At 71.9% G+C, this 26,068-nt stretch carries 21 protein-coding genes; 12 read left to right on the forward strand and 9 right to left on the reverse strand.

Annotation, left to right across the window (positions count from 1 at the left end; genetic code table 11):
* Positions 1-231: 231 nt before the first annotated feature.
* Complete coding sequence (gene ychF / locus ABZ406_RS06410; RefSeq protein ID WP_357756263.1) at positions 232-1,317, reverse strand: redox-regulated ATPase YchF; 1,086 nt, start codon at positions 1,315-1,317, stop codon at positions 232-234.
* A gap of 143 nt (positions 1,318-1,460) precedes the next feature.
* On the opposite strand from ychF, the gene ABZ406_RS06415 reads away from it, so the two are divergent.
* Positions 1,461-2,030 (forward strand): exonuclease, encoded by a 570-nt coding sequence (locus tag ABZ406_RS06415; protein WP_357756264.1) that lies wholly within the window; start codon positions 1,461-1,463, stop codon positions 2,028-2,030.
* Between the two features lie 3 nt (positions 2,031-2,033).
* On the opposite strand, the gene ABZ406_RS06420 is transcribed toward ABZ406_RS06415, so the two are convergent.
* Both ABZ406_RS06420 and ABZ406_RS06425 read right to left on the reverse strand, forming a co-directional pair.
* Entirely contained in the window at positions 2,034-2,768 is a 735-nt protein-coding gene (locus ABZ406_RS06420; RefSeq protein ID WP_357756265.1) for a peptidase E, read from the reverse strand.
* Positions 2,769-2,855: 87 nt separating this feature from the next.
* The gene (locus ABZ406_RS06425; protein WP_357756266.1) at positions 2,856-3,359 is read right to left on the reverse strand and encodes a hypothetical protein; all 504 of its coding nucleotides are present in this window, start codon (positions 3,357-3,359) and stop codon (positions 2,856-2,858) included.
* Positions 3,360-3,582: 223 nt separating this feature from the next.
* Here ABZ406_RS06425 and ABZ406_RS06430 point away from each other — a divergent pair, with 223 nt between their 5' ends.
* From ABZ406_RS06430 to valS, 6 genes are all read left to right on the forward strand, one after another.
* Positions 3,583-5,034 (forward strand): FAD-binding oxidoreductase, encoded by a 1,452-nt coding sequence (locus tag ABZ406_RS06430; RefSeq protein ID WP_357756267.1) that lies wholly within the window; start codon positions 3,583-3,585, stop codon positions 5,032-5,034.
* A gap of 78 nt (positions 5,035-5,112) precedes the next feature.
* On the forward strand, positions 5,113-6,597 hold the full coding sequence (locus ABZ406_RS06435) for an AlkA N-terminal domain-containing protein (RefSeq protein WP_357756268.1): 1,485 nt from the start codon (positions 5,113-5,115) through the stop codon (positions 6,595-6,597).
* On the forward strand, positions 6,594-7,103 hold the full coding sequence (locus ABZ406_RS06440) for a methylated-DNA--[protein]-cysteine S-methyltransferase (RefSeq protein WP_357756269.1): 510 nt from the start codon (positions 6,594-6,596) through the stop codon (positions 7,101-7,103). Before ABZ406_RS06435 ends, ABZ406_RS06440 begins: the two co-directional genes overlap by 4 nt.
* Positions 7,104-7,140: 37 nt before the next feature.
* Entirely contained in the window at positions 7,141-8,997 is a 1,857-nt protein-coding gene (locus tag ABZ406_RS06445) for an ABC transporter ATP-binding protein (RefSeq protein ID WP_357756270.1), read from the forward strand.
* Positions 8,994-10,877, forward strand: a complete 1,884-nt coding sequence (locus ABZ406_RS06450; RefSeq protein ID WP_357756271.1) for an ABC transporter ATP-binding protein — start codon at positions 8,994-8,996, stop codon at positions 10,875-10,877. Before ABZ406_RS06445 ends, ABZ406_RS06450 begins: the two co-directional genes overlap by 4 nt.
* A gap of 82 nt (positions 10,878-10,959) precedes the next feature.
* The gene (valS, locus tag ABZ406_RS06455; protein ID WP_357756272.1) at positions 10,960-13,578 is read left to right on the forward strand and encodes a valine--tRNA ligase; all 2,619 of its coding nucleotides are present in this window, start codon (positions 10,960-10,962) and stop codon (positions 13,576-13,578) included.
* A gap of 43 nt (positions 13,579-13,621) precedes the next feature.
* Here the strand turns inward: valS and ABZ406_RS06460 are convergent, their stop codons facing one another.
* The 5 genes from ABZ406_RS06460 to ABZ406_RS06480 form a co-directional block, all read right to left on the reverse strand.
* The gene (locus ABZ406_RS06460; protein WP_357756273.1) at positions 13,622-14,266 is read right to left on the reverse strand and encodes a hypothetical protein; all 645 of its coding nucleotides are present in this window, start codon (positions 14,264-14,266) and stop codon (positions 13,622-13,624) included.
* A gap of 93 nt (positions 14,267-14,359) precedes the next feature.
* On the reverse strand, positions 14,360-15,070 hold the full coding sequence (locus ABZ406_RS06465; protein WP_357756274.1) for an ABC transporter permease subunit: 711 nt from the start codon (positions 15,068-15,070) through the stop codon (positions 14,360-14,362).
* A gap of 1 nt (position 15,071) precedes the next feature.
* Positions 15,072-15,983 (reverse strand): ABC transporter ATP-binding protein, encoded by a 912-nt coding sequence (locus ABZ406_RS06470; protein WP_357756275.1) that lies wholly within the window; start codon positions 15,981-15,983, stop codon positions 15,072-15,074.
* On the reverse strand, positions 15,983-16,888 hold the full coding sequence (locus ABZ406_RS06475) for an ABC transporter permease (RefSeq protein ID WP_357756276.1): 906 nt from the start codon (positions 16,886-16,888) through the stop codon (positions 15,983-15,985). The genes ABZ406_RS06470 and ABZ406_RS06475 overlap by 1 nt, the downstream gene beginning before the upstream one ends.
* A complete protein-coding gene (locus ABZ406_RS06480) occupies positions 16,881-17,795 on the reverse strand; it encodes an ABC transporter ATP-binding protein (RefSeq protein ID WP_357756277.1) in 915 nt (304 codons plus the stop codon). The genes ABZ406_RS06475 and ABZ406_RS06480 overlap by 8 nt, the downstream gene beginning before the upstream one ends.
* 222 nt (positions 17,796-18,017) lie before the next feature.
* Between ABZ406_RS06480 and ABZ406_RS06485 the strand changes: the two genes are divergently transcribed.
* From ABZ406_RS06485 to galT, 4 genes are all read left to right on the forward strand, one after another.
* Positions 18,018-19,547 carry a glycosyltransferase family 2 protein gene (locus ABZ406_RS06485; protein ID WP_357756278.1) on the forward strand — a complete coding sequence of 510 codons (1,530 nt, stop codon included), beginning with the start codon at positions 18,018-18,020 and terminating at the stop codon, positions 19,545-19,547.
* 87 nt (positions 19,548-19,634) lie between these two features.
* The gene (gene cysC, locus ABZ406_RS06490; protein ID WP_357756280.1) at positions 19,635-21,164 is read left to right on the forward strand and encodes an adenylyl-sulfate kinase; all 1,530 of its coding nucleotides are present in this window, start codon (positions 19,635-19,637) and stop codon (positions 21,162-21,164) included.
* A 111-nt stretch (positions 21,165-21,275) separates the two neighbouring features.
* Entirely contained in the window at positions 21,276-22,082 is an 807-nt protein-coding gene (locus ABZ406_RS06495; protein WP_357756281.1) for a DeoR/GlpR family DNA-binding transcription regulator, read from the forward strand.
* A gap of 12 nt (positions 22,083-22,094) precedes the next feature.
* Positions 22,095-23,171 carry a galactose-1-phosphate uridylyltransferase gene (galT, locus tag ABZ406_RS06500; protein ID WP_357756282.1) on the forward strand — a complete coding sequence of 359 codons (1,077 nt, stop codon included), beginning with the start codon at positions 22,095-22,097 and terminating at the stop codon, positions 23,169-23,171.
* Positions 23,172-23,566: 395 nt separating this feature from the next.
* On the opposite strand, the gene ABZ406_RS06505 is transcribed toward galT, so the two are convergent.
* Positions 23,567-24,784 carry an NADP-dependent isocitrate dehydrogenase gene (locus ABZ406_RS06505; RefSeq protein ID WP_357756284.1) on the reverse strand — a complete coding sequence of 406 codons (1,218 nt, stop codon included), beginning with the start codon at positions 24,782-24,784 and terminating at the stop codon, positions 23,567-23,569.
* 137 nt (positions 24,785-24,921) lie between these two features.
* Between ABZ406_RS06505 and ABZ406_RS06510 the strand changes: the two genes are divergently transcribed.
* A complete protein-coding gene (locus ABZ406_RS06510; protein ID WP_357756286.1) occupies positions 24,922-25,725 on the forward strand; it encodes an MBL fold metallo-hydrolase in 804 nt (267 codons plus the stop codon).
* The last annotated feature ends 343 nt before the right edge of the window (positions 25,726-26,068 follow it).

Below are 26,068 nucleotides of genomic sequence, written 5' to 3' on the forward strand. Positions count from 1 at the left end.
CATGGCCACCATGCAGATCGGTCCGGGAGGCGCAATCGACCTAGATCCACTCGCCTTCCTGAATACCGGGTAGTCGAAGCCGTCGGGACACCACGACTTCAATGAAGCCGAGTCGATCTTCTCGTCGAGGGGCCCCGCTGACCGCCGAAACCCCGGTCCTCGTCGGCTGAGGCGTCCACCGGGCTTCCCATGCCTGCGCCATGTGCCCGGGCAGCAGACGTCGGACCTGCGTCAGACGTTGAAGCGGAACTCCACGACGTCGCCGTCCTGCATGACGTACTCCTTGCCCTCGATGCGGACCTTGCCCGCCGCCTTGGCCGAAGACATGGAGCCGTGCTCGACCAGGTCGTGGTACGAGACCACCTCGGCCTTGATGAAGCCGCGCTGGAAGTCGCTGTGGATGACACCCGCGGCCTCCGGCGCGGTGGCGCCGACCGAGACCGTCCAGGCGCGTGCTTCCTTGGGGCCGGCAGTGAGGTACGTCTGGAGGCCGAGGGTGCGGAAGCCGACCCGGACGAGCTGGTTGAGGCCGGGCTCGTTCTGCCCGATCGACTCGAGCAGTTCGCGGGCCTCGTCCTCGGGCAGGTCCACCAGCTCAGATTCGATCTTGGCGTCCATGAAGATCGCCTCGGCGGGGGCGACCAGGGCGCGCAGCTCGTCGAGGAACGTCTCGTTGGCCAGCTCGGCCTCGTCGACGTTGAAGACGTACAGGAAGGGCTTGGTGGTGAGCAGGTGCAGCTCGCGCAGGTGCTCCAACTCGATCTTGGCGGCGGCGGCCCCTGAGTAGAGGGTGGTGCCACCGTCGAGCACCTCGATCGCGGCCTTCGCGGCGGCGACAGCGGCGGCCCGGTCCTTGCGGAGCTTGGCTTCCTTCTCCAACCGGGGCAGCGCCTTGTCCAGGGTCTGCAGGTCCGCGAGGATCAGCTCGGTGTTGATCGTCTCGATGTCGTCGGCCGGGGAGACCTTGCCGTCGACGTGCACCACGTTCGGGTCGGAGAAGGCCCTGACGACCTGGCAGATCGCCGAGGCGTCCCGGATGTTGGCCAGGAAGGCGTTGCCCCGGCCCTGCCCCTTCGACGCGCCACGGACGAGGCCGGCGATGTCGACGAACGACACCGGCGCCGGCAGCACCTTCTGCGAGGAGAAGATCTCGGCCAGCTTGCCCAGCCGCTCGTCGGGCAGCCCGACCACGCCGACGTTGGGCTCGATGGTGGCGAACGGGTAGTTCGCCGCCAGCACGTCGTTCTTGGTCAACGCGTTGAAAAGCGTGCTCTTGCCGACGTTGGGCAGGCCGACGATGCCGATGGTGAGACTCACGACGGGCCAGCTTACGCCGGTCCCGGCCGGGCCGGTCCAGGCGGCTCCGATTCGGCCCCTCGCAGGTGGCCGATCGTCGCTCCCCGCCGGGCCTCGGCGACGTTGCTAATCTCGCGGTTCGACGGTCCGTTGCTGGAGGTGGGATGACCTCGACGTTGCCTGAGCTGTACATCGCCGTCGACGTGGAGGCGGACGGGCCGATCCCCGGGCCGTACAGCATGATCTCGCTGGGTATGGCCGTGGCCGGCCGGCCGGACCTGACCTTCTACAGCGAGCTGCGTCCCATCTCCGACGAGTACCTGCCGGCGGCGCTTGCCGTCTCCGGCCTGGACCGGGACCGTCTGCTGCGGGAGGCGCCCACCGCGCAGGAAGCGATGTCCGCGGCGGCGGCCTGGGTGGACGGGCTGCGCCGAATCGGTCGTCCGGTGTTCCTCGCCGCCCCGGCCGTCTGGGACGGCATGTTCGTGCACTGGTACTTCGTCCGCTTCGTCGGTCACAGCCCGTTCGGCGCGACCGGCTCTGGTGTGGATCTCCGCAGCTACTGGATGGGCTTGACCGGCACCGAGTGGGCCCGGAGCCGCCAGGGCACGATCAAGCACGAGCTGGGCCTGCACGACATGCCCCACACGCACCACGCCGGGGAGGACGCCGCCGAGCTGGCCCACGTCTTCGACGCCGTGCTCCGACGTGGGCGGCCGGTCGACGAGGCGTGACCCTCAGACGAGCAGGCGGGGGACGATGACCGCCTCCCGGACGCTGCCATCGGTGCCGCGGCTGACCTCGTACGCCGAGACGCCCTCGCGGTCCGCGATCGCCTCGGCCAGTTGGGTGCCCTGGTAGACCAGGCCGACGCCGTCGTCGGTGCAGTGGCTGGTGGGGAGCGTGCCGTCGCCGACCAGCTCGTGCATGAGCGGGCGGCGCTGACCCTCGCTGTCGTAGTGCACCCCGTTGCCGTACGGCAGCCAACCCAGACCGTCGGTGAAGCCGCGCAGCCGGGGGCCGAAGCTGTCGGTGGCACCGCCGACATGCCAGCAGATCGAGCCGGCGGACACGCCGGCCAGCACCACGCCCGCCTGCCAGCACTCGTGCAGGATCTCGTCGAGCCCGTGCACCCGCCACACCGCCACCAGGTTGGCCACGCTGCCGCCGCCGACCCAGATCACGTCCTGGGCGAGCAGGTGGGCGCGGACGTCCTCGACGTTGGGCATCGGGAACAGCGCGAGGTGGGACAGCCGGAACCGGGTGTCGGCGAACGCGGAGTAGATGGCGGTCAGCGAGGTGGGCTGGTCGCCGACGGCCTGCCCGAGGTAGCAGACCCGTGCCTGCGGACCGGCCTCGGCCAGCTCGGCCGCCAGCTCGAAGACCGGGCTGGGTCGCAGGTCGTAGGGCCCGCGGTCGCCCCGGAAGAAGCCCATGCTGGTGGCGATGATCGTCGGGTCACTGGCGGGCATGTCGGAGCGTCCTTCCGTCGGGGCGGTGCGTCGTCCATCCTGCCGCAGCCGACCTCCGACCCGCCCGGTGCGGGGCCGACCCCACGATCAGTGCGACTGGCCCGGACGCCGTTGCCGGGGCACCTCGGCGTCGGGCCACTGGCCGAGGGCCGGGCGGTCGGCCGGGGGCAGTTGCGCGGCGGCGGCTCGGGGCAGGGTGAACCGGTCGGCGGCGGCCGGCCCGGCCGAGACCGACTCGCGCAGCATCCACCGCACCTCGTCGACAGTCCAACCCAGCCCCGGCCGGCCGGCGATCTCGCGGATCAACCGCCGGCCGACCCGCGTGTCGTCGTCGTAGAAACGCATGCACCGGTGATGCGTCCACATCCCGAGCGCCCGCAGGCCCGCGTCGTCCAGGGAGCCGGCCAACCGGCCGCACGCGGTGTCGGCGAAGCTGTGCTCGGGGTCGCCCGCCCGGTCCCGTTCGATGGCGCCCACGGCGGCCGGCGCGACGGCGCGCATCCGGCGGTAGAAGGACTGCGCCACCGCGCGGGGCAGCGGCGGGAACGCACCCGGTGTCGACGCCGCCGCCCAACCCGCCACGCTCGTCATTCGCCGCACCCCTTCTTCAATTGGTGGCCGGACGCTACCCGGGACGACCGACACTTTCGGGCCGAAAACCCCACCGATCGAGGACAGCCACGATGACCTGGGACTCCGGTAGCTGTGACACCCGGGAGACTCCGGTCACCGAACTTGTCGAGGCCGGCGCGTCCGCTCATCCTTGGCCCATGACCGATCCCGGACACCCGAGGCCTCAGCCGCCGGGGCACCGATGAGCACCGCCCTGGCCCGGGTGCCCGACTCCCTCCGGGGGCAGATCGTCACCCCCGGCGACCGCCGGTACGCGCAGCTGCGCTCGACGTACACCAGGTCGGCGTCTCCCGCCGCCGTCCTGTTGCCGAAGACCACCGCGCAGGTGGTCGACGCGCTCCGCTACGCGCGGGAGCAGCGGCTGCCCATCGCGGTCCGCAGCGGCGGGCACGGCCTTTCCGGAGTCTCGTCGAACAACGGTGGGGTGGTCGTCGACCTCTCCATGCTCAACCGGGTTCAGGTGATCGACGAGCGGGCCCGGCTGGTCCGGGTCGAGGCCGGTGCCCGCTGGGCGAACGTCGCGACGGCGCTGGCCCCGTACGGCCTGGTGGTCAGCTCGGGTGACTACGGCGGCGTCGGCGTCGGCGGCCTGACCACCGGCGGCGGCGTCGGCTGGCTGGTCCGCGCCCACGGCCTCACCATCGACCGGGTCCGCGCCGTCGAGGTGGTGCTGGCGGACGGGACGCTGGTACGCGCGGACGCCGACCACGAGCCGGAGCTGTTCTGGCTGGTCCGTGGTGCCGGGGCCGGCGCGGGCATCGTGGTGGCCTTCGAGATCGAAGCGGTCGAGCAGCGCAACGTCGGTGTCGCGCAGCTTGTCGTCGAGGCGCATCCGGACGGCCGCACCGTCCGGGAGTGGACGAGCTACCTCGCGCAGGCGCCACGGGAGTTGTCCGCCGCCGCAGTGGTGTTCGTCGAGGGCCGATCGGTCCTCATGTCCATCACCGCCGTGGTCGCCGCCGAGAGCCTGCGCCGGGCCCGGCCTGCGGTGGAGCCGCTGCTCGCCATCGGCAAGGTGCTCGAACACCGGACCGACCTGCTGCCCTACCCGACGCTGGTGCCGACCGCGCACCTCAACCCCAACGTCGGGCAGCAGCGTGGCACGACCACGAACGGTCTGTTCACGGCGCTTGACGACGCCGGGGCCCGGGCCGTGACGCGGGCGGTGACCGGGCCGGGGCGGGCCGTGATCCAACTCCGCTCGTTGGGTGGGGCGGTCAACGACGTCGCCGCCGACGCGACCGCGTACCCGCATCGTCACCAGGACACGCTGATCGTCGCCTCGGTGTTCCCGCCGCAGGCCGACACCGCGTTGAACGTCGCGTGGCGGGCCGCCGGGGCACGCGCCGACGGCGCGTACGTCAACTTCGAGAGCCGACCGGACCCGGCGGCGTTCGCGCGGATCTACCCGGGTGAGACCGGGGCCCGGGTCCGTCGGCTGTGGAAGCGGTACGACCCGGACGGCGTGTTCCGCTCGCCCCTGCTGACCGGCCAGCCGAACCGCGCCATTGAGCCGGCGCGCACCGCCCAGCCGGCGCGCGCCGCGCAGCCGGACCGCGCCGCGCAGCCGGACCGCGCCGGCCTACCCACCGGGTCTGGTCAGCCGCACCGGCGCCGTCGACGCCCCCGGTGAACCGGTCCTTCCGCGCCGGAACACCCAGGTCCGATTCCCGCCAGCCGATCACCCGTCGAGCGGGGCATCATCGGTGACATGGAGTTGGACTTCGAGCGGTGTTACCGGGCCGTGGACAGCCGTGACCAGCGGTTCGACGGCTGGTTCTACACCGGTGTGACGTCCACCGGCATTTACTGCCGGCCGTCCTGCCCGGCGATCACGCCGAAGCGGCAGAACGTCCGGTTCTTCCCATCGGCCGCCGCCGCGCAGGGTGCCGGGCTGCGCGCCTGCCGCCGCTGCCGGCCGGACGCCGCGCCCGGCTCCCCGCTGTGGGACGTCCGGGCGGACGTGGTCGGCCGGGCGATGCGGCTGATCGCCGACGGGGTCGTCGACCGGGACGGCGTGCCGGGGCTGGCTTCCCGACTGGGCTACACGGAACGGCACCTGCACCGGATGCTGAACGCCGAGATGGGCGCCGGGCCGCTCGCGCTGGCCCGGGCCCAACGCGCCCAGACCGCCCGGATCCTGATCGAGACGACCGACCTGGCGATGGCCGAGATCGCGTTCGCCGCCGGCTTCGGCAGCGTGCGGCAGTTCAACGACACGCTTCGCGAGGTGTACGCGAGCGCACCGTCGGACCTGCGCACGGCCCGCGGCCGCCAGCAGGTGCCGGCCGGGGCGGGAACCATCGCGCTCCGGCTGGCGTACCGCCCGCCGTTGCACGCCAGGGCGCTGCTGCACTTCCTCGCGGTGCGGGCGTTGCCTGGCGTGGAGGAGGTCCGCGACGGGACGTACCACCGTGGTCTGCGGTTGCCGCACGGCACCGCCCAGGTGGCGCTGACCCCGGCGGACGGGCACGTCGCGGCGACGTTGCGCCTCGCCGACCTGCGGGACCTGGCGCCGGCGGTGGCCCGCTGCCGCCGGTTGCTCGACCTGGACGCGGACCCGGCGGCGATCGACGCCACGCTGGCCGCCGACCCGGCGCTCGCCCCGGCGGTCGCCGCCGAACCTGGCATCCGCGTGCCCCGGTCGGTCGACGCGTTCGAGCTGGCCGTCCGCGCCATCATCGGCCAACAGGTCTCGATAACCTCCGCGAGAACAACCCTGACCCGCCTCCTCGCCAGCCGGGTTGATCATGAGGTTGACGAGGCCGGTGGAGATCGAACTCCAGGTCAACCTCATGATCAACGGGGTGTGGGTGGGCTGCGGGGGTTCTTGAGCCCGGAGGCACTGCTGGGGGTGCCGGACTCGGGGTTCGGGATGCCGGTGGGGCGGCGGGAGGCGCTGCGGGGATTGGCTCGGGCCGTGGTGGACGGTTCTGTCGACCTTGCCGCCGGGGTGGATCGGGAGGACGCCGTCCAGCGGCTGCTCGCGCTACCCGGCATCGGCCCGTGGACGGCCGACTACCTGGCCCTGCGCGCCTTCGGCGACCCGGACATCCTGCTCAGCTCCGACCTCGCGGTCCGGCGCGGCGCCGCCGCGCTCGGCCTCCCCGACACCCAAAAGACCCTCGACAGGTACGCGGAGCGTTGGCGTCCCTGGCGGTCCTACGCCACCATCAGACTCTGGAGAGCGGCATGAACATCGACAGCACCGTACTGCGGACACCGGCCGGCCCACTGAGCATCCTCGCCGGCCCCGACGGTGACGTCCGGGCGGCCGGCTTCACAGCGGACCCGGCGGCGCTGCTGCCCCTGGTCCACCCCTCCCTGCGGGCACCGCTACGGGAGCGGGCCGACCTCGGCCCGGTCAGCACCGCGGTCCGCTCCTACCTGGATGGTGACCTCACCGCCATCGACACGGTGCCGGTGCGTCAACGCACCGGCGGTGAGTTCATGGCGCACGCCTGGCAGGTGCTGCGCGAGGTGCCACCGGGCACGCCCGTCACCTACACCGGGTACGCGGCGCTGGCCGGCCGGCCGCCTGCGGTGCGGGCCGCCGCGGCCGCCTGCGCCCGAAACGCGGCAGCCCTCTTCGTGCCCTGCCACCGGGTGCTCCGTACCGACGGCACGCTCGGCGGCTACCGCTGGGGCCTGGAGGTGAAGAAGTGGCTTCTCGGTCATGAGCGACGCTTGACAACAAGCTGACAGGGGCACCGACACGCATTGACGCTACCGTCTGGTAGTGCCTGTGGAGAGCGACGGCGACCCGGCCGCCCGGGCCGCCGCGGGCACCCGTTCCGTGCACAACCTCTGGCGGCTGCGCCGCTACCTGCGCCCGTACGCCGCCGAGTTCGTCTGGCTGCTCGTCGCGGGGCTCGCCGGCACCGCGGCCGGGATCGCCGTCCCGCTTGTCGTGCAGCGGGTCGTGGACGGCCCGGTGGCCCGACACGAACCGGCCGGGCTGGTCCAACTCGGTGTCCTGGCGTTGCTGCTCGGTGTCGTCGAGGCGGTGCTCATCTTCATCCGCCGGTGGGTGCAGTCGTCCTCGGCGGTGGGCATGGAGGCGGCGCTGCGCGCCGACGTCTACGCCCACCTGCAACGGCTGGCGACCAGCTTCCACGACCATTGGCAGTCCGGCCAGTTGCTCTCCCGGATCACCAGCGACCTGTCGGTGATCCGCCGGTTCCTCTCGTTCGGCGTGTTCTTCCTGGTGCTCAACCTGACCACGTACGTGGTGGTGGTGGCGCTGCTGATCAACCTGCACCCGGCCCTCGGGGTGCTCGTCGCGGCCAGCGCGGTGCCGCTGTTGCTGATCAGTCGTCGGTTCGGCCGGCACTACCACGCCGCGTCCCGCCGGATGCAGGACCAGCAGGGCGACGTGGCGACGCTTGTCGAGGAGACCGCGCAGGGTCTGCGCACCATGAAGGCGTACGGGCGGGGGCCCGAGCTGACCGCCAGCTTCGCCGGTGCCGCCCGGCGGTTGCACGACACCGGCGTCGGCAAGGGGCGGTTGCTGGCGAACACCGCCGCGCTTCTCGACCTGGTGCCCAACGTGACACTGGGTGTGGTGCTGGCGGCCGGGGCGGCCGCCGCCGCGCACGGGGCGCTCACCATCGGCGAGTTGGTGGCGTTCGTCAGCCTTCAACTGATGCTCATCTGGCCGGTGCAGTCACTGGGTTGGATCATCGCCAACGGTCAGGAGGCGGCCACCGCCGCCGACCGGATCCAGGAGGTGCTGGACACGCCACCCCAGATCGTGGACTCTCCCGGCGCGGTGACGCTGCCGCCCGGCGCGGTACGGGGTCGGCTGCGCTTCGAGCAGGTCGCGTTCAGGTACCCGGGGGCCGGCGAAGCGGTGCTGCACGAGATCGACCTGAGCGTCGAGCCGGGCGAGACGCTGGCCCTGGTCGGTGCCACCGGGTGCGGCAAGAGCACACTGCTGTCCCTGGTGCCCCGACTGCACGAGGTGACCGCCGGCCGGATCACAGTCGACGGGCACGACCTGCGCGACCTGCGGTTGGCCTCGCTGCGCCGGCTGGTCGGGGTCGCGTTCGAGGAGCCCACGCTCTTCTCCATGTCGGTGCGGGAGAACCTCACCCTGGGTCGCCCGGACGCCGGTGACGACGAGGTCCGCGCCGCCCTCGCGTTGGCCCAGGCCGACTTCGCGTACGACCTGCCGTGGGGGTTGGCCACCCGGGTGGGCGAGCAGGGGTTGTCCCTCTCCGGCGGGCAACGGCAACGGCTGGCGTTGGCGCGGGCCGTGCTCGGCCGACCGGCGGTGCTGGTGCTGGACGACCCCCTCTCCGCTCTGGACGTGCACACCGAGGCCCTGGTCGAGGCGGCACTGCGGCGGGTCCTGCGCGACACCACGGCGCTGCTCGTGGTGCACCGGCCGTCGACGATCGCCCTGGCCGACCGGGTCGCCCTGCTGGAGGACGGACGGATCACCGCGACCGGTCGGCACTCCGACCTGCTGGCCACCGTTCCGGCGTACCGGGCGCTGCTCGCCGCCGAGCCGCCCGCCGGCCAGCCACCGCCGGCCGGGACCAGCGGGCCGAGTTCGTCCCCTTCGGACGGGTGGGGGTTGGTGCGCTCGTGACCACCCCGAAGCAGGCCGACCCGCCGCCCGAGGAGGATGAACCCGAACTCGTCCGCTGGCGCGGCACCGCCACCGACCCGGAGGCCGACCGCAGTCGAGCCGAGGACACCAGCCCCGAGGCGGTGGCCCGGCTACGCCGGCTCAGCCGCACCCTGCTGGGCGACCTGGTCCGCCCGCACCGGAGGCGGCTCGCCGCGGCTGTCGGCCTGCTGCTGGTCCAGAACGGTTCCGCGATGGCCGGCCCGTACCTGGTGATGATCGGAATCGACCGGGCCATTCCCCCGTTGCGTGCCGGCGACTCCGGCCCGCTGATCACCGTCGCCAGCGCGTTCGCGGTGGCCTCGGTGACGGAGTACGCGGCCCGCCGCGGCTTCCTCACCGTCTCCGCCCGGATCGGCCAGGCCGTACTCCTCGACCTGCGGCAGCGGGTGTTCGGGCACTTCCTACGACTGTCGGTGGGTTTCCACGAGCGGTTCACGTCCGGCCGGATGGTCTCCCGGCTCACCAGCGACCTGGACTCGATAGCCGAACTGGTCGACGGTGGGATCGACAGCCTGGTGCTGGCCGGGCTCTCGATCCTGTCGGTGGCCGCCATCCTGCTCTGGCTGGACCTGCCGCTGGCTGCGGTGACCCTGCTCGCCTTTCCGTTCCTGTTCTGGCTCTCCCGCTGGTTCGCCCGGTCGTCGGCGAGCGCGTACCGACGGACCCGGGACGCTATCGCGCTCGTCATCGTGCACTTCGTCGAGTCGATGCGGGGCATCCGGGCCGTGCAGGCGTTCCGCCGGGAACCCCGCAACCAACGGATCTTCGTGGCGCTCGGCGACGACTACCGACGGACCAGCCTGCACGCGTTCCGGCTGATCGCCACGTACTCGCCCGCGATCAAACTGATCGGCAACGTCACAGTGGCGGTGGTGCTCTGCTACGGCGGTTGGCGGGTGCTCGGCGGGCGGACCGAGGTGGGCGTGCTCGCCGCGTTCCTGCTCTACCTGCGCCGCTTCTTCGAGCCGATGCAGGAGCTGAGCCAGTTCTACAACTCGTTGCAGTCGGCCACCGCCGCGTTGGAGAAGCTGGCCGGGGTGCTCGACGAACGACCCTCCGTCGCCGAACCGGCGCGGCCCACGCCCCTGCCGACCGGGCCCGGCCAGGGTGAGGTGGTCTTCCGGGCGGTCAGCTTCGGCTACCGGGCCGACACCCCGATCCTCTGCGGGCTGGAGTTGACGGTGCCGGCCGGGCAGACCGTGGCGCTGATCGGGCCGACCGGGGCCGGCAAGTCGACCATCGCCAAGCTTGTCGCCCGCTTCCACGACCCCGACACCGGCACCGTCCAGTTGGACGGGGTCGACCTGCGCGACGTCCGCGACGCCGACCTGCGCCGCTCGGTGGTCCTCGTGACGCAGGAGAACCACCTGTTCAGCGGGACCGTCGCGGACAACATCAGGTTCGGTTGCCCGGCGGCCGACGACGCCGCCGTCCAGGCCGCCGCGCAGGCGATAGGCGCGCACGACTTCATCGCCGCACTACCCGAGGGGTACGCCACCCAGGTGCACCGACGCGGCGGCCGACTCTCCGCCGGGCAACGCCAACTTGTCGCGTTCGCCCGCGCGTTCCTGGCCGACCCGACAGTGCTCATCCTGGACGAGGCGACGTCGTCGCTCGACGTGCCGACCGAACGTCTCGTGCAGCGGGCACTCGGTACCATCCTGCGGGACCGCACCGCACTGGTCATCGCGCACCGGCTCTCCACTGTGGAGACCGCCGACCGGGTGCTCGTCATCGACCGCGGAAAGGTTGTCGAGGACGGCCCACCCGCCGTGCTGGCCGAGGCCGACGGTCGGTACGCCGCCCTACACCGCCAGTGGCGCGACTCGTTGATCTAGGGCTGGCGTCGAAGCCCTCGCTGCCGGTGTGTTCGGCCGCAACTACGTCGCCCCGCACCCGGCAGGTGCCTACGATCGCAGAATGACCGATACGGCGAGGACGGCCCGCGCCGGCGTTCCCGAGCGTCCCACCCTGGACGGGCTCGAGGAGAGCTGGGCACGCCGCTGGCAGGAGGACGGCACGTACGCGTTCGACCGCTCGAAGGAGCGGAAGGACGTCTACGCGATCGACACCCCGCCGCCGACCGTATCGGGCGAGTTGCACATGGGGCACGTCTTCTCGTACACGCACACCGACACCACCGCCAGGTACCAGCGGATGCGCGGCAGGACCGTCTTCTACCCGATGGGCTGGGACGACAACGGGCTGCCCACCGAACGTCGGGCACAGAACGTGTACGGGGTGCGCTGCGACCCGTCGCTGCCGTACGACCCGGTGTGGCGGCCACCGGCGGCCCCGGTCGACGACGCGGCCCGCCGTGACCCCACCCCGATCTCCCGGCGGAACTTCATCGAGCTGTGCGAACGGCTGACGGTCACCGACGAGCAGGCCTTCGAGGCTCTGTGGCGGCGGCTGGGGCTCTCGGTGGACTGGTCGCTGACGTACACGACGATCGGCCGGATGGCGCGGACCACGAGCCAACGGGCGTTCGTCCGCAACCTGCGCCGCGGCGAGGCGTACCAGTCGGAGGCGCCGACCCTCTGGGACGTCGGCTTCGCCACAGCTGTCGCCCAGGCGGAGTTGGAGGACCGGGAACGCCCCGGCGCGTACCACCGGTTGCGGTTCGCCGCTGCCGACGGGCGGGAGGTGCTGATCGACACCACCCGACCCGAACTGCTGCCGGCCTGTGTCGCGCTGGTCTGTCACCCCGACGACGAGCGGTACGCCGACCTGGTGGGCGGCACCGTGCGCAGCCCGCTGTTCGACGTCGAGGTGCCGGTGTACGCCCATCCCCTCGCCGAGCCCGGCAAGGGCACCGGCGTCGCGATGGTCTGCACGTTCGGTGACCTGACCGACGTGACCTGGTGGCGTGAGCTGGGGCTGGACACCCGGGTGGTGATCGGCCGGGACGGTCGGCTGCTCCCCGAGCCGCCGCACGGGGTGCCGGCGCAGCCGTACGCGGCACTGGCCGGGCAGACGGTCAACGGTGCCCGGCGGGAGATCGTCGGGCTGCTGGCCGACGCCGGTGACCTGATCGGCGAGCCGCGCCCGATCACCCACCCGGTCAAGTTCTACGAACGCGGTGACCGGCCACTGGAGATCGTGTCGACTCGACAGTGGTATCTGCGCAACGGCGGCCGGGACGAGGCGCTGCGCGCCACGCTGCTGGCCCGGGGCGAACAGTTGCACTGGGTGCCGGGGCACATGAAACACCGCTACGACAACTGGGTGGGCGGCCTGAACGGGGACTGGCTGGTCAGCCGCCAACGCTTCTTCGGGGTGCCCGTGCCGCTGTGGTACCGGCTCGACGACACTGGCGAGCCGGACTGGTCCCACCCTCTCACGACGGACGAGTCGGCGCTGCCAGTCGATCCATCAAGCGACCCGGCACCCGGCTACGACGAGTCGCAGCGCGGCCGACCGGGCGGTTTCATCGGCGACCCGGACGTGCTGGACACCTGGGCCACCTCGTCGCTGACCCCGCAGATCGTCGGCGGTTGGGAGACCGACCCGGACCTGTTCGCCCGGGTCTTCCCGATGGACCTCCGCCCGCAGGGGCAGGAGATCATCCGGACCTGGCTCTTCGACAGCGTGGTCCGTTCGCACTTCGAGCATGGCGTGTTGCCCTGGCGGGACACGGTGCTCTCGGGCTGGATCCTCGACCCCGACCACAAGAAGATGGCCAAGTCCAAGGGAAACGTGGTCACCCCGCTGGCCCTGTTGGAGCAGCACGGCTCGGACGCGGTGCGCTACTGGGCGGCCAGCGGCAAGCCCGGCATGGACCTGGCCTTCGACCCGGCGCAGATCAAGGTCGGCCGACGACTGGCCACCAAGCTGCTCAACGCGTCCAAGTTCGCGCTCGGGCTGGGCGCGGCGGACGCCCTGCGCTCCCCGTACGACAACTCCAGCTCGGCGCGTCTGACTCCGCGCCGCGACCTGGAGCTGTCGGCAACAACACCACTGGACCGGGCCATGCTCGCCGAGCTGGCCACCGTGGTCACCGCCGCGAGCACCGCCCTCGACTCGTACGACCACACTGCGGCGTTGCAGGTGACCGAGGCGTTCTTCTGGCGGTTCTGCGACGACTACATCGAGCTGGTCAAGGAGCGCGCCTACGGCACCGGGGCGGGCGCCGACTCCGCCCGGGCGGCGTTGGCGGCGGCGCTCTCGGTGCAGCTGCGGTTGTTCGCCCCGGTGCTGCCCTACGTGACCGAGGAGGTCTGGTCCTGGTGGCGGTACGGCTCGGTGCACCAGGCGCCGTGGCCCACCACGTACGAGGTGGCCCGGACGATCGAGGGGTCGGGTGAGCCGGCGCTGCTGCGGCTCGCCGGTGAGGCGTTGAGCCAGGTGCGCCGGGCCAAGTCGGAGCGGAAGCTGTCGATGAAGGCGGAGGTGCCGTTGGCGGAGGCGCTCGGCCCGGCGGCGCTGCTGGAGCAGCTCACGCTCGTGGCCGACGACCTACGGGCGGCGGGCCGGATCGGCAAACTCGACCTGCTCCCGGACCGCACCCCGGAGCTTGTCATCGCCTGCGCCTTCTGACCGGGTCCGCCGCCGTCCGCGCGGGCGGCGGCGGGCCGCCCGGTCACCAGCCGCGCAGGAAGCGCAGCCCGAGCAGGAACGCGATCACGGAGGGCCCCACCAGCAGGGTGATCGCCTGGAGGCGGTACGGCATCCGGTGCCGGGTCAGCTCTCCCGCGTTGCCCAGCACGATGGCCCCGGCCAGCATCAGGAACGCTCCCCACCAACCGGTCTCCAGGTGGATCAGCTCCACCCGGATCAGTTGCAGGGTCAGGCCGAGCAGCGCCCCGGTCAGCGCGAGCAGGGCCACCGCCCGGTGCAGGCCACGGGCCAGCGGGTGGGCCGCCCGCCACCCGTAGGTGCCGGCGACCGCCAGGCAGGGCAGCACCACGAGCAGCGGCCAACCCCGCCCCATCACGCCGAACATCAGCAGCGCGCCCACCGCGAAGACGATCGTGCCGACGCAGGCGAGCACGTACCCGGCGAAGGCCCGGCCACCGCCGCGGGCCAGCAACGGCCCGCCGCTGGCCGCGATCAACGCGGCCGGGATCAGGATGAACACGGCCCACCAGTGGAACTGGCCGCTGCCCTGCGCCGCCGTGGCGACAGTGGCGCAGGCCAGCCCCGCGATGGCCAGGCTGGTCAGCCACGGCCGGCTGCTCCGGGAGTATGGCTCAGCCAACGACGTCCGCTCCGCTTCGACGCTCACGCCCTTCAGCCTGGCCCGAGGTGACCCGACCGGTCCATCCGGCCAGCCCTACCGCCGCGCGGGGGCTGGCCGGAACAGCGACCCGCACCGCTGTCAGCTGGTCTCGCCGGCCACGCTGAACGACCGGAGGCGGTCGATGGCGAGCACCGTGAAGCCGACGCTCACCAGCGCGGTCATCACCGACGCCACCGGCACCGACACGCTGGTCTCCAACAGCCCGGTGGGGGCGAGCTTGTCGGCGAGGGCGATCACGTACTGCTGGATGGAGAGCACCTTGGTGCCGCTGACGAAGTTGCCCAGCAGCCCTTCCCAGATCAGCACGTAGACCAGGCCGAGGAGCACCGGCCGCCTGGTGACCAGGCTGAGCGCGAGGAACAGCGCCGAGTACGCCAGCGCCCCGAGCGCCGCCGCGACCGCCAGCCCCAGACCGAGGCGTACCGAATCGGCGAGCACGCCCGCGACGTAGAGCGGCACCGCGACGGTGACCGCGGTGACCCCGGCGGCGACAGCGAGCTTCGGCAGCACGATCTGCCAGCGCGGCAGCGGCTTGGTCAGGATGTGCACCACGGTGCCGTCGTCAATCTCGGCGCCCAGCACCCCCGTGCCGATGATCAGCGCGACCACCGGCAGCACCACGGCGAGCCCGAGGCCGACAAGCACCGACGGCCCCCACTGGCGCGGGTCCACCCCCAGCGACCGGCAGAGCACGGCCAGCCCGAGCAGCACCAACGGCAGCGGCAGCAGCAGCAGGAACCGACGTCGGCCGAACAACCCGCGCGCCGTGATCCAGGTAATCGTCGACATGTCAGGCCTCCACCAGATAGGAGAAGACGCTCTCCAGGGACTCGTCGGACGGCACCAACTGGCGCACCCGGATGCCTTTGCTCAGCGCGATCCGGGGCAGCGCCCGCGTGAACGCGCCGTAGTCACCGGCCCGCACGGTCAGGCCGGTCGGGTCCAACTCGACCCCACTCACCGACGCCTCGGCGATCAGCGCGACGGCCAACGCCCGGTCGTCGGTGGAACGCACCGCGAAGACGTGCGGGCGGTTGGTCATCAACCGGCGGATGGTCCGGAAGTCACCGGAGGCTGCCAACCGGCCGGCAACCATCACCTGCACCGTGCCGGAGACCTGCTCGACCTCCTCCAGGATGTGCGAGCTGAACAGGATCGTCCGGCCGGCGTCACCAAGGGTGTGCAGCAGCTGCATCATGTGCAGCCGCTGGCGGGGGTCCATACCGTTGAACGGCTCGTCGAGCAGCAGCACCTGCGGGTCGTGCACCAACGCGGCGGCCACCCGGGCGCGCTGACGCATGCCCTTGGAGTACGTGCCGATCCGGCGGTCCTGCGCCGACTCCAGCTCCACCAGGTCGATCGCCCGTCGGGCGGCGGCCGCCGGATCGGGCAGCCGGTGCAGCTTCGCGCTGGCCAGCACGAACTCGTACGCGGTGAGGAAACCCTGCACCGCCTCCCGTTCGCTGACCAGCCCCAGCCGCCGGTAGACGTCCGGGTTACGCCAGGTCGGCTCGTCGTCGAGGGTGACAGTGCCGCGCGACGGGGAGAGGAACCCGGCCATCATGTGCAGCAGCGTGGTCTTGCCGGCGCCGTTCGGGCCGAGGAGCCCGGTCACGCCCGGCCCCAGGGCCATGCTGATGTCGTTCACCGCCACCACGTTGCCGTACCACCGGGACACCCCGGTCAGGCTCAGCGTGCTCATCAGGAGGCGACCTTCCGGTAGCGGGCCAACAGGAGGGCTGTCGCACCGGCGACCAGCAGCACCGCGGCCAGGGCGTAGACCGGGCCGAACCCGCCGATCGTCATCTCGCCGGGATCGCCCTCGACGAGCAGGTCACCCAGGGACCAGATGCCCACCCCCTGCACGAGCGTGGAGGGCGAGGCGAGCCCGGCCAGCTCGTTGGCGGCACGCGACGGCAGGATGCTCAGCACCCCGACGATCGGGGTGGTCATCAGGAACACCGCGACCACACCGCCGGCGGCGAAGGCGCGCTTGCCGGTCAGCGACGCGACGAGCAGGCCGACCGAGGCGAAGACCACCGCCCACAGCCCGGCGTAGAGCAGCCCGGGCAGCAGGTCGAGCAGCTCGTTCCACACCCCGCGCATGCCCTGCTTGGTGGTGAACGCGGCACCCAGGAACATCAACAGCTGCGGCCCACCGAGCAGCAGCCAGAGCGCGGTGACGAGCGCCAACAGCTTGGCCGTCGCGTAGTCGGCGCGCGGCAGCGGCCGGGAGAAGTACAGCGGCAGCACGCCGCTGCGCAGGTCCCGGGAGACCAACTCCGGTGCGACGACAGCGACGAAGAAGATGACCAGCCAGCTCATCGCGTCGGCGAACTGGGCGTACGTGGCGACCGGCTCGCCGATCTGGCTGCGTACCGCGGCCAGGGCCACCGCGACCAGGGCGACGATGCCGACCACGAGCCACGGGAAGATCTTGGCCTTGGCGCTGCGCCCGAAGCCGAACGCGGTGCGCAGACCGTGCAGGTAGAGCGCGCCGAAGACCTGTCGGCGGCCCAACCGCGGACCCTGGTAGCGCTGGTAGCCGATGTCGTGGATGACGCCGCTCGGCGTGGAACGCACGGCGGCGGTGGACGGCTCAGGCATGAGTCAGCTCCCTCGTGGCGAAGAGTTCGGCCACCCGGTGCCGGCGCTGGTCCAGTCGATGCAGGGGCAGGTCCAGTTCGGCGACCGCACCGAGGATCAGGTCGTAGGTGCCGTCGTCGGCGAGCGGCACGAGGAGCAGTCGCCCGTCCCGGGCGACAGGCAGTTTCAGCTCGGCGAGCCGGGCGGCGAGTTCCTCGACGCCTTCGCTGACCTCGACGGCGAGCACGTCGGTGGCCGAGGTCATCGCGGAGATGTTGTCGGCGCGCAACAACCGGCCACCGTCGATGGCGATGAGCGTGTCGCAGATCCGCTCGACCTCGCCGAGCAGATGCGAACAGACAAGCACCGAGATGCCGAACTCGGTGCCGATCCGGTGCACCAGGGCCAGCATGGCGTCGCGGCCGGCCGGGTCCAGGCCGTTCGTCGGCTCGTCCAGCAGCAGCAGGTCGGGGTCGTGCACCAGCGCCTGGGCCAGCTTGACGCGCTGCTTCATGCCGGTCGAGTAGCCGCCGACCGGCCGGTAGCGCTCCTCGTAGAGCCCCACGTGCCGCAGCGCCTCCGAGGCCCGCTCGCGAGCCGCGGTGCGGGGCAGGCCACTCATCCGGCCGAGGTGGGTGACCAGCTCGGCGGCGGACAGGTCCGGGGGAAGGCAGTCGTGCTCCGGCATGTAGCCGACCCGGTTGCGGACGGCTGCCGGGTCCGCGGTCGGGTCGATGCCGAGCACCGAGACCTGACCACTCGTCGGTGCGATCAGGCCGAGCAGAATCTTGATCAACGTGGATTTTCCGGCGCCGTTCGCGCCCACCAGGCCGATGATCCCGGGCTCGACGGCGACGGTGAGGTCGGCCAGCGCGGTGACCCGACCTCCGTACGTCTTGGTGAGCGACTGGGTCGCGATCAGTGTCACGAGCCCAGCGTAGGGAGTCGATGCCCAGCATGGACACCGGCACGCCCCCGGCGCTCCCCTGATCCTTTTCCGGCCGGACCCCTAAGGTCCCGCCCGGTGCCCGGCGACGTTTCCGCCGGTCCTGCGTTCGGCCCGACCCCGCCTCGGGAAAGACGAATCCGGGGTGACACCATTCACCTCCCGTTCACCAGATATCGATCGGGCTGGTGATCGACTGACGACGTGGGAGGGATCCTGAAAGCCAAGGTGGGCGTCCCCAAGGTGAGCGTCGTGGTGCCGGCGTACAACTGCGGCCCGCACATCGAGAAGCTCGTCGCCTCGCTGCTGCGACAGTCGCTGCCCGCTGACGAGTTCGAGGTCGTCTTCGTCGACGACGGCTCGACCGACGACACGGCCACGCGACTCGACCGGCTGGCCGCCGAGCACCCACACATCCGGGTGCTGCACATCGAGAACTCCGGCTGGCCGTCGCGTCCGCGCAACCTCGGGATCGAGCACGCCCGCGGCGAGTACGTCTTCTTCGCCGACGACGACGACTGGTTCGCCGACGAGGCGTTGGAGCGGCTCCACGCCTGCGCGTCGGCGAACGACGCGGACATCGTGATCGGGAAGATGGCCGGCTACGGGCGACCTGTGCCGCGGGAACTGTTCCGGAAGAACCGCTTCGACGCCACCCTGGCCAACTCCCCCCTGATCGACAGCCTGACCTGCCACAAGCTGTTCCGGCGCTCCTTCCTCATCGAGCACGGTCTGCGGTTCCCGGAGGGCGGCAAGCGTCGGCTGGAGGACCACTCGCTCGTCGTCCGGGCCTACTTCCTGTCCCGGCGCACATCGGTCTTGTCCGACTACCTGTGCTACCACCACGTCCACCGGGGCGACGGTAGGAACGTCACCGCCGGCGAGATGGACCCGGCGAGCTACTTCGCCAGCGTGCGGGAGGCGCTGGACGTGGTGGACGCCCACACCGAGCCGGGCGCGCTGCGGGACCGGCTGCACCGGCGCTGGCTGCGCAACGAGATGCTCAGCCGACTGCGCGGCAAGCGGCTGCTGGACGCCCCCGAGGCATGGCTGGAGCAGGTCGCACTGGAGACCCAGAAGGTCATCCAGGACCGCTTCGCCCCAGGCGTCGCCGCCGGGCTGCCGCCCCTGCTCCGCGCCGTGGCGTACCTGGCCGAGCGGGGCCGCGTCGCGGACCTGCGCCGGCTCGCCTCCTGGGAGGCGGGCATCGCCGCACACGGCAGGATCGACGAACTCCAGCACGCCGACCACGCCGTCACGGTGACCGTGGCCGCCGAGCTGCGCTCCGCGAACGAGCCGGTCGGCTTCCGCGCCGACGACGGCCGCGACGTGCTGATGCTCCCGATGGAGGAGATCGCCCCCGAGGTGCTGGACGCCACCGCGCAGGTGCGGAAGGCGCGCCTCGACCTGGTGGCCCGCCACCGGGAGACCGGCGGCGAGATCTTCCTTCCGATGACCTTCCGGACCGAGCGGGTCACCGGCGCGACCGGAGCGGACATCGTGCACCTGGTGCACCGGGCCACCGCGACGATCGACTTCGCCGCCCTCAACGGTGGCCGGACCAGGGGCAGTTGGATGCTCAAGGCCCGGATCTCCAATGTGGGCTGGACCGAGGACGCGCGCCTGCCGCTGGTGTTCATCTGCCGGGCCGACGGCTCGCGACCCCGGATCCGCGACGAGCGGAAGGTGTGGAACCGGGTGCGGTCGGCGGTAGGCCGGCGGATCAAGCGCTGATCCGCCCGCCCGGGTCGTGGAGTGGCGCCCTCGACCGATGGGCGGTCGGCTGCGAAACTGTGTGCGGTCAGCGAGTGGGGGGTGTGGATGAGCAACGGCTGGGTGCTGCCCGACGAGGTGCTTCGGGACGCACCGGCGTACACGCCACGTCCCGGTGAGCTTGCGGATCTGGAGCTGCTACTGACCGGCGCGTACGCCCCTCTGACTGGCTTCATGACCCGCGCGGACCTGGTCTCGGTCAGCCGGCGCGGCCGGCTGGCCGACGGCATACCGTGGCAGGTCGCTGTCGTCCTCCAGGTGCCGGCCGCACTGGCGCAGAGCTTCGACCCGCGCGACCCGGCCCGCCGGGCACTCGTCCTGACCGACGGGGAGGGCGCCCCGGCGGCCGCGCTGGACGTCGCCGACGTCTGGCCGGTACGCGAGGGTGTGGCGGGGGTCGGCGGGCAGGTCCGGCGACTGGGCGACGGTGGGCACGGTCCGTTCCAACGGCTGCGCCGCAACCCGGAGGAGGTCCGCGCACTGCTGCCCCCGGGCCGGGTGCTCGGGGTGATCGCCGATCGGCCGCTGCATCGTCCGCAGCTCGCCCAGATCGCGCATGCCGCCCGCACCCTGGCCGCTCATCTGCTCGTCCTGATCCCGATCGGTGAGGGTGGCGCCGACGGGCTTCCACCGGAGGCGCTGGTCCGTGCGATCTTCGCCGCACGGGACCGCATGCCACCCGCCACCCTGGTCGCGGTGCCGCTGTCACACCGACGCGAAGAGATCAGTGACGCGCTGCTGCGCGCCCGGGTTTCCGCCGCGTACGGGGTCACCCACCTGCTCTCCACCGGGGAGATGCTCTCCGGCGCCGGGTTGCGGGTGCTGGTGCCACGCGAACTCGCGTACGACAACCGGGACGGGCAGTGGCGCTGGCGGGAGGACATCCCACCGCGCAACCGCCGGCTCGCGCTGACCCAGGCGGAGATCGACGACCTGCTCGACCGGGGCTTCCCGCTGCCGGAGTGGCACACTCCGCCCGCTGTGGCGCGGGAGTTGGCCCGGGCCCGGCCGCCGCGTCGGCAGCGTGGGCTGGTGGTCTTCCTGACCGGCCTCTCCGGCTCCGGCAAGTCGACCATCGCCCGTGGGCTGGCGGACGCGCTGCGGGAGAGCGGCGACCGCACGGTGACCCTGCTCGACGGGGACGTGGTGCGCCGGGAACTCTCCGCCGGGCTGAGCTTCAGCAAGTCCGACCGGGATCTCAACGTACGCCGGATCGGCTGGGTGGCCGCCGAGATCGCCCGGCACCGTGGGGTGGGCATCTGCTGCCCCATCGCTCCGTACGCGGCAGCCCGGGCCGCCGCCCGGGAGATGGCCCTCGCCGCCGGGGCGGATTTCGTGCTGGTGCACGTCGCCACTCCGTTGGAGGTGTGCGAGCGGCGGGACCGCAAGGGCCTGTACGCGCGGGCGCGCGCCGGCCTGCTCACCGGGATGACCGGCATCGACGACCCGTACGAGGAGCCGACCGACGCCGATCTGGTGCTCGACACCACGGAAATGAGCGTGGCGGACGCCGTGCAGGCAGTGCTGCACCACCTGACCGATACCGGCTGGGTGGAGCTGAAGATCGCCACCGCCTGAGGCGTCGCCCCACCCTTTCCTTTCACCGCTGAGCCGCACGCGCTAGTGTTCATCTTTGTTGGAACACGTTTGACCGCGTGAGGTACGTGGACGTCCGGGGAGGCACGGCTGATGCTCGCTCAACAGCGGCAGGCGGCCATCCTCGAGCGGGTCCGCTCGACCGGCGGGGTCCGGGTCAGCGAGTTGGCCGGCGAGTTCGGCGTGTCCGACATGACCATCCGGCGTGACCTGGACGCGCTGCACGAACGCGGCCTGCTGGCCAAGGTGCACGGCGGCGCCACCACCACCGGGCCCAGCTCGACCGACGAGCCGGGCTTCCGCGCCAAGTCGGTCCGCCAACTGCCGGAGAAGGCGGCGATCGCCGACCGGGCGGCCCAACTGGTCCGGCCGGGAGCGGCCATCGCGCTCTCCGCGGGCACCACCACCGCCGAACTGGCCCGCCGGCTGGTGGACGTGCCCGACCTGACCGTCGTCACCAACTCGCTGCCGGTGGCCGAGATCCTGCACGCGGGCGGCCGCCCGGACCAGACGGTGGTGCTGACCGGCGGCGTACGCACACCGTCGGACGCGCTTGTCGGCCCGCTCGCGGTCGGGGCCGTCCGGTCACTGCACCTCGACCTGCTCTTCCTGGGCGTCCACGGCATCACCGAGCGGGCCGGCTTCACCACCCCGAACCTCATGGAGGCGGAGACCGATCGGGCGCTCGTGGCCGCGGCAGACCACCTGGTGGTGCTCGCCGACCACACCAAGTGGGGCACTGTGGGCATCTCCTCGATCGTCGCACTGGCGGCGGCCCACGTACTGGTCAGCGACGACCGGTTGCCCCCACCCGCACGACGGGTACTCGGCGAACAGGTGGGCGAACTGATCACTGTGCAGGCGAGGGGCGGGCCGCGTGACGCGCACGCCGACAACTGAGGGGACGGCGCCGTGAAGCGCACCGCGATCGACTTGGCCGACGGCCGGGAACTGATCTACTTCGACGAGCGCGACGACGCGGTCCGCGACCAGCCGGACCGCCGGGACCTGCCGCCGCCTCCGCCCGCCTCACAACTGCGGTACGACCCGCTCACCGACGAGTGGGTGGCGGTCGCCGTGCACCGGCAGACCCGCACCTTCCTCCCGCCGGCGAACGAGTGCCCCCTCGACCCGTCGGTGGGCGACCGGCTGACCGAGATCCCCGCGCCCGACTACGACGTGGTGGTCTTCGAGAACCGGTTCCCGTCACTCAGCGGTCGGGTGGCCGAGGAGCCCGGCGAGATCACCCCGTTCACACCGGTCCGGCCGGGCGTCGGCCGGTGTGAGGTCGTCTGCTTCACCTCCGACCACAACGCCTCCTTCGCCAGCCTGCCGCCGCGCCGGGTCCGCACCGTGCTGGACGCGCTAGCCGACCGCACCGAGGTGCTCGGCGCGCTGCCCGGCGTCGAGCAGATCTTCTGCTTCGAGAACCGGGGCGTCGAGATCGGCGTCACCCTGCACCACCCGCACGGCCAGATCTACGCGTACCCCTTCGTGACGCCGCGCACCCGCGCGCTGCTGGCCGCGGCACGCAGGCACGCCGAACGGACCGGCGGCGGCAATCTGTACGCGGACGTACTGGCCGCCGAGCGCGCCACCGGCGACCGGGTGGTCGTCGAGAACGAACACTGGACGGCGTTCGTGCCGGCGGCCGCGCGCTGGCCGTTCGAGGTACACGTCGCGCCCCATCGCGTGGTGCCGGACATCCCCGCGCTCAGCGACAGTGAGCGGGACGCCTTCGGGCCGCTCTACCTGGATCTGCTGCGCCGCTTCGACGGCCTGTTCGACATGCCGATGCCGTACATCTCGGCCTGGCACCAGGCGCCCGTGCGGATCGACCGCGAGCTTGGCCACCTGCACCTGCAGCTGTTCAGCATCCGGCGGGCGCAGGACAAGCTGAAGTACCTGGCCGGCTCCGAGTCCGGGATGGGCGTCTTCATCAACGACATCGCCCCGGAACGCGCGGCCGACCTGCTGCGCGCAGCCTGACCAGCACCGGCGCGGCGCGGGCGGCGCGGGAGCGTTGCGGGGCGCGCGTGACGCCGGAGCGGTGCGGGCGGCGCGGCGTCGGAGCATCGCGGGCGTCCGGTGTCCCTGGCGGCGCTTGAGCCCGGCGGGAAACAGGGCGCGGGGGGCCCGGGACAGGGCCCCCCGCAGGGAAGGGACGGCTGGCTGTGCACGGCACAGCCGGGAAGGCTGGCTGATCGGCGCACGGGTGCCGCGGGTCGACAGTGGTCAACCTTCCTGGACTCGACTGGCATCTCGTCCATCCTGGTCAACGAGGCGCGCCGGCCGCAGTGACGACGACCGGCACGGCGACGCCGGACACGCCGAAGCCCGCCGGCAGGGGTGCCGGCGGGCTCCGATGACGCGGTACGCCTGGATCAGGCAGCGATCTTGCGGGCCAGGTTCTCGTCGAGCGCGTTCATGAACTCGTCGGTGGTCAGCCACGGGGCGTCGCGCGAGATGAGCAGCGAGAGGTCCTTGGTCATCTGGCCACCCTCGACGGTGTCGACGATGACCTGCTCCAGGGTGTTGGCGAACTCGGTGACCGCCGGGGTGCCGTCCAGCTTGCCCCGGTGGGCCAGGCCCCGGGTCCACGCGTAGATCGACGCGATCGGGTTGGTCGAGGTCTTCTCGCCCTTCTGGTACTGCCGGTAGTGCCGGGTGACAGTGCCGTGCGCGGCCTCGGCCTCGACGGTCCGGCCGTCCGGGGAGAGCAGGACGGAGGTCATCAGACCCAGCGAGCCGAAGCCCTGCGCGACGGTGTCGGACTGCACGTCACCGTCGTAGTTCTTGCAGGCCCAGACGTAGCCGCCCTCCCACTTGAGCGCGGCGGCGACCATGTCGTCGATGAGCCGGTGCTCGTAGGTGATGCCGGCGGCGGCGAACTCGGACTTGAACTCGGTCTCGAACACCTCGGCGAAGATGTCCTTGAACCGGCCGTCGTACGCCTTGAGGATGGTGTTCTTGGTGGACAGGTAGACCGGGTAGTTGCGGTCCAGCCCGTACCGGAACGACGCTCGGGCGAAGTCCCGGATCGACTCGTCGTAGTTGTACATGCCCATGGCGATGCCGCCGCCGGGGAAGTTGGCGACCTCCATCTCCATCGGCGCGCCGCCGTCGGCGGGGGTGTAGGTGATGGTCACCGTGCCCGGGCCGGGAACGACGAAGTCGGTGGCCTTGTACTGGTCACCGTGGGCGTGCCGGCCGATGATGATCGGCTTGGTCCAGCCGGGGACCAGCCGCGGCACGTTGGACATGATGATCGGCTCACGGAAGACGACGCCGCCGAGGATGTTGCGGATGGTGCCGTTGGGCGACCGCCACATCTTCTTCAGGCCGAACTCCTCGACCCGGGCCTCGTCCGGGGTGATGGTCGCGCACTTGACGCCGACGCCGTGCTCCTTGATGGCGTTTGCGGCGTCGATGGTGACCTGGTCGTCGGTCTCGTCGCGGTGCTGGATCGACAGGTCGTAGTAGTGCAGGTCGACGTCGAGGTAGGGCAGGATCAGCTGCTCCCGGATCTGCTTCCAGATGATCCGGGTCATCTCGTCGCCGTCGAGTTCTACGACCGGGTTGTTTACCTTGATCTTCGCCATCGGCCGGCGCTCCTCTCGGGGGACACGTGCTCAAGCAGTACGAGCGTACTGCAATTGGGCCGGCAGCCCCCAGCCGGCCTCGACCGGCCGGCGGAACCGGGCTGCGCGGAACAGGAATGCCCTGGAATCATCGTCCGATGCCACTGAACCGCACCCTCGGGTCTATCACGGTCACCGCACTGACCGACGGTGAGGGTGCCTTCTTCCAGCCTCGCGCGGAGGCGTTTCCGCAGGCCACAGCGTCGCACTGGGCGGAGGCCGACCGGCGCGACCCTGGCTCGGTGACCGCCGACGGGCAGTGGTGGCTGCCGTTCCGCAGCTTCGCGATCCGCGACGGCGACGGGCCGGTCACGCTCGTCGACACCGGAATCGGCCCGGCCGACGCACCCGCCGCGAGCTGGGCACCCGTGCCCGGCCGGATGCCCGCCGAGCTGGCCGCCGCGGGCATCGACCCGGCCGACGTCCACACGGTGGTGCTCACCCACCTGCACAGCGACCACATCGGCTGGGCGGTCACCGGCACGCCCGGCCGGCCGCACTTCCCGAACGCGAGCTACCTGGTGCAGCGCGCCGAAATCGACGCCGCGGAGACGCTCAACCCCGGGCTACCGGCCGGCCTCGTCGCACCCTTGCGCGCCGCCGGCCAGCTCCGGGTGGTCGACGGCGACACCACCCTCACCCCGGCGGTACGTCTGCTGCCCACTTCCGGCCACACCCCCGGTCACCAGTCGGTGCTCCTGACCTCGGCCGACGAACGGATGCTGCTCACCGGCGACCTGCTGGTGCACGTGGTGCAGCTCGTCGACCCCGACCTGGCGTACGCCCACGAGGAGGACCCGGACCTCGCCCGCACCCGGCTGACCGCCCTGCGAGACCACTCCCCCACCGTCCTCGCCACCCCCCACCTGGGCACCCCCTTCACCCCGCACCCGTCCCGCTAGATCACCGGCGTAGGGGCGCCCAAGATCCACCCCACCCCACCCCGCGGCTCCCCGCCTGCCCCCGCTCCAACCCCCGCCCCACCTGGGTTGATCAAGGGGTTTGCGTCACCACAACCGCGAATCCTGACGCAAACCCCTTGATCAACCGGGGTGGGGGGGTGGGCGGGGTGGGGACGGGGTGGGTGGGGATGGGGGCGGGGTGGGTGGGGATGGGGAAGGGGGGGGGGGGGGGGGGGGGGGGCGGGGGGGGGGGGGGGGGGGGGGGGGGGGGGGGGGGCGGCGGTGGTGAGGGTGACGGCGATGAGGGTGGACACGGCGATGAGTGTGGGTCGCTGGCGTCTCA

The sequence above is a fragment of the Micromonospora sp. NPDC005710 genome (assembly GCF_040630995.1).
Lineage (GTDB): Bacteria > Actinomycetota > Actinomycetes > Mycobacteriales > Micromonosporaceae > Micromonospora.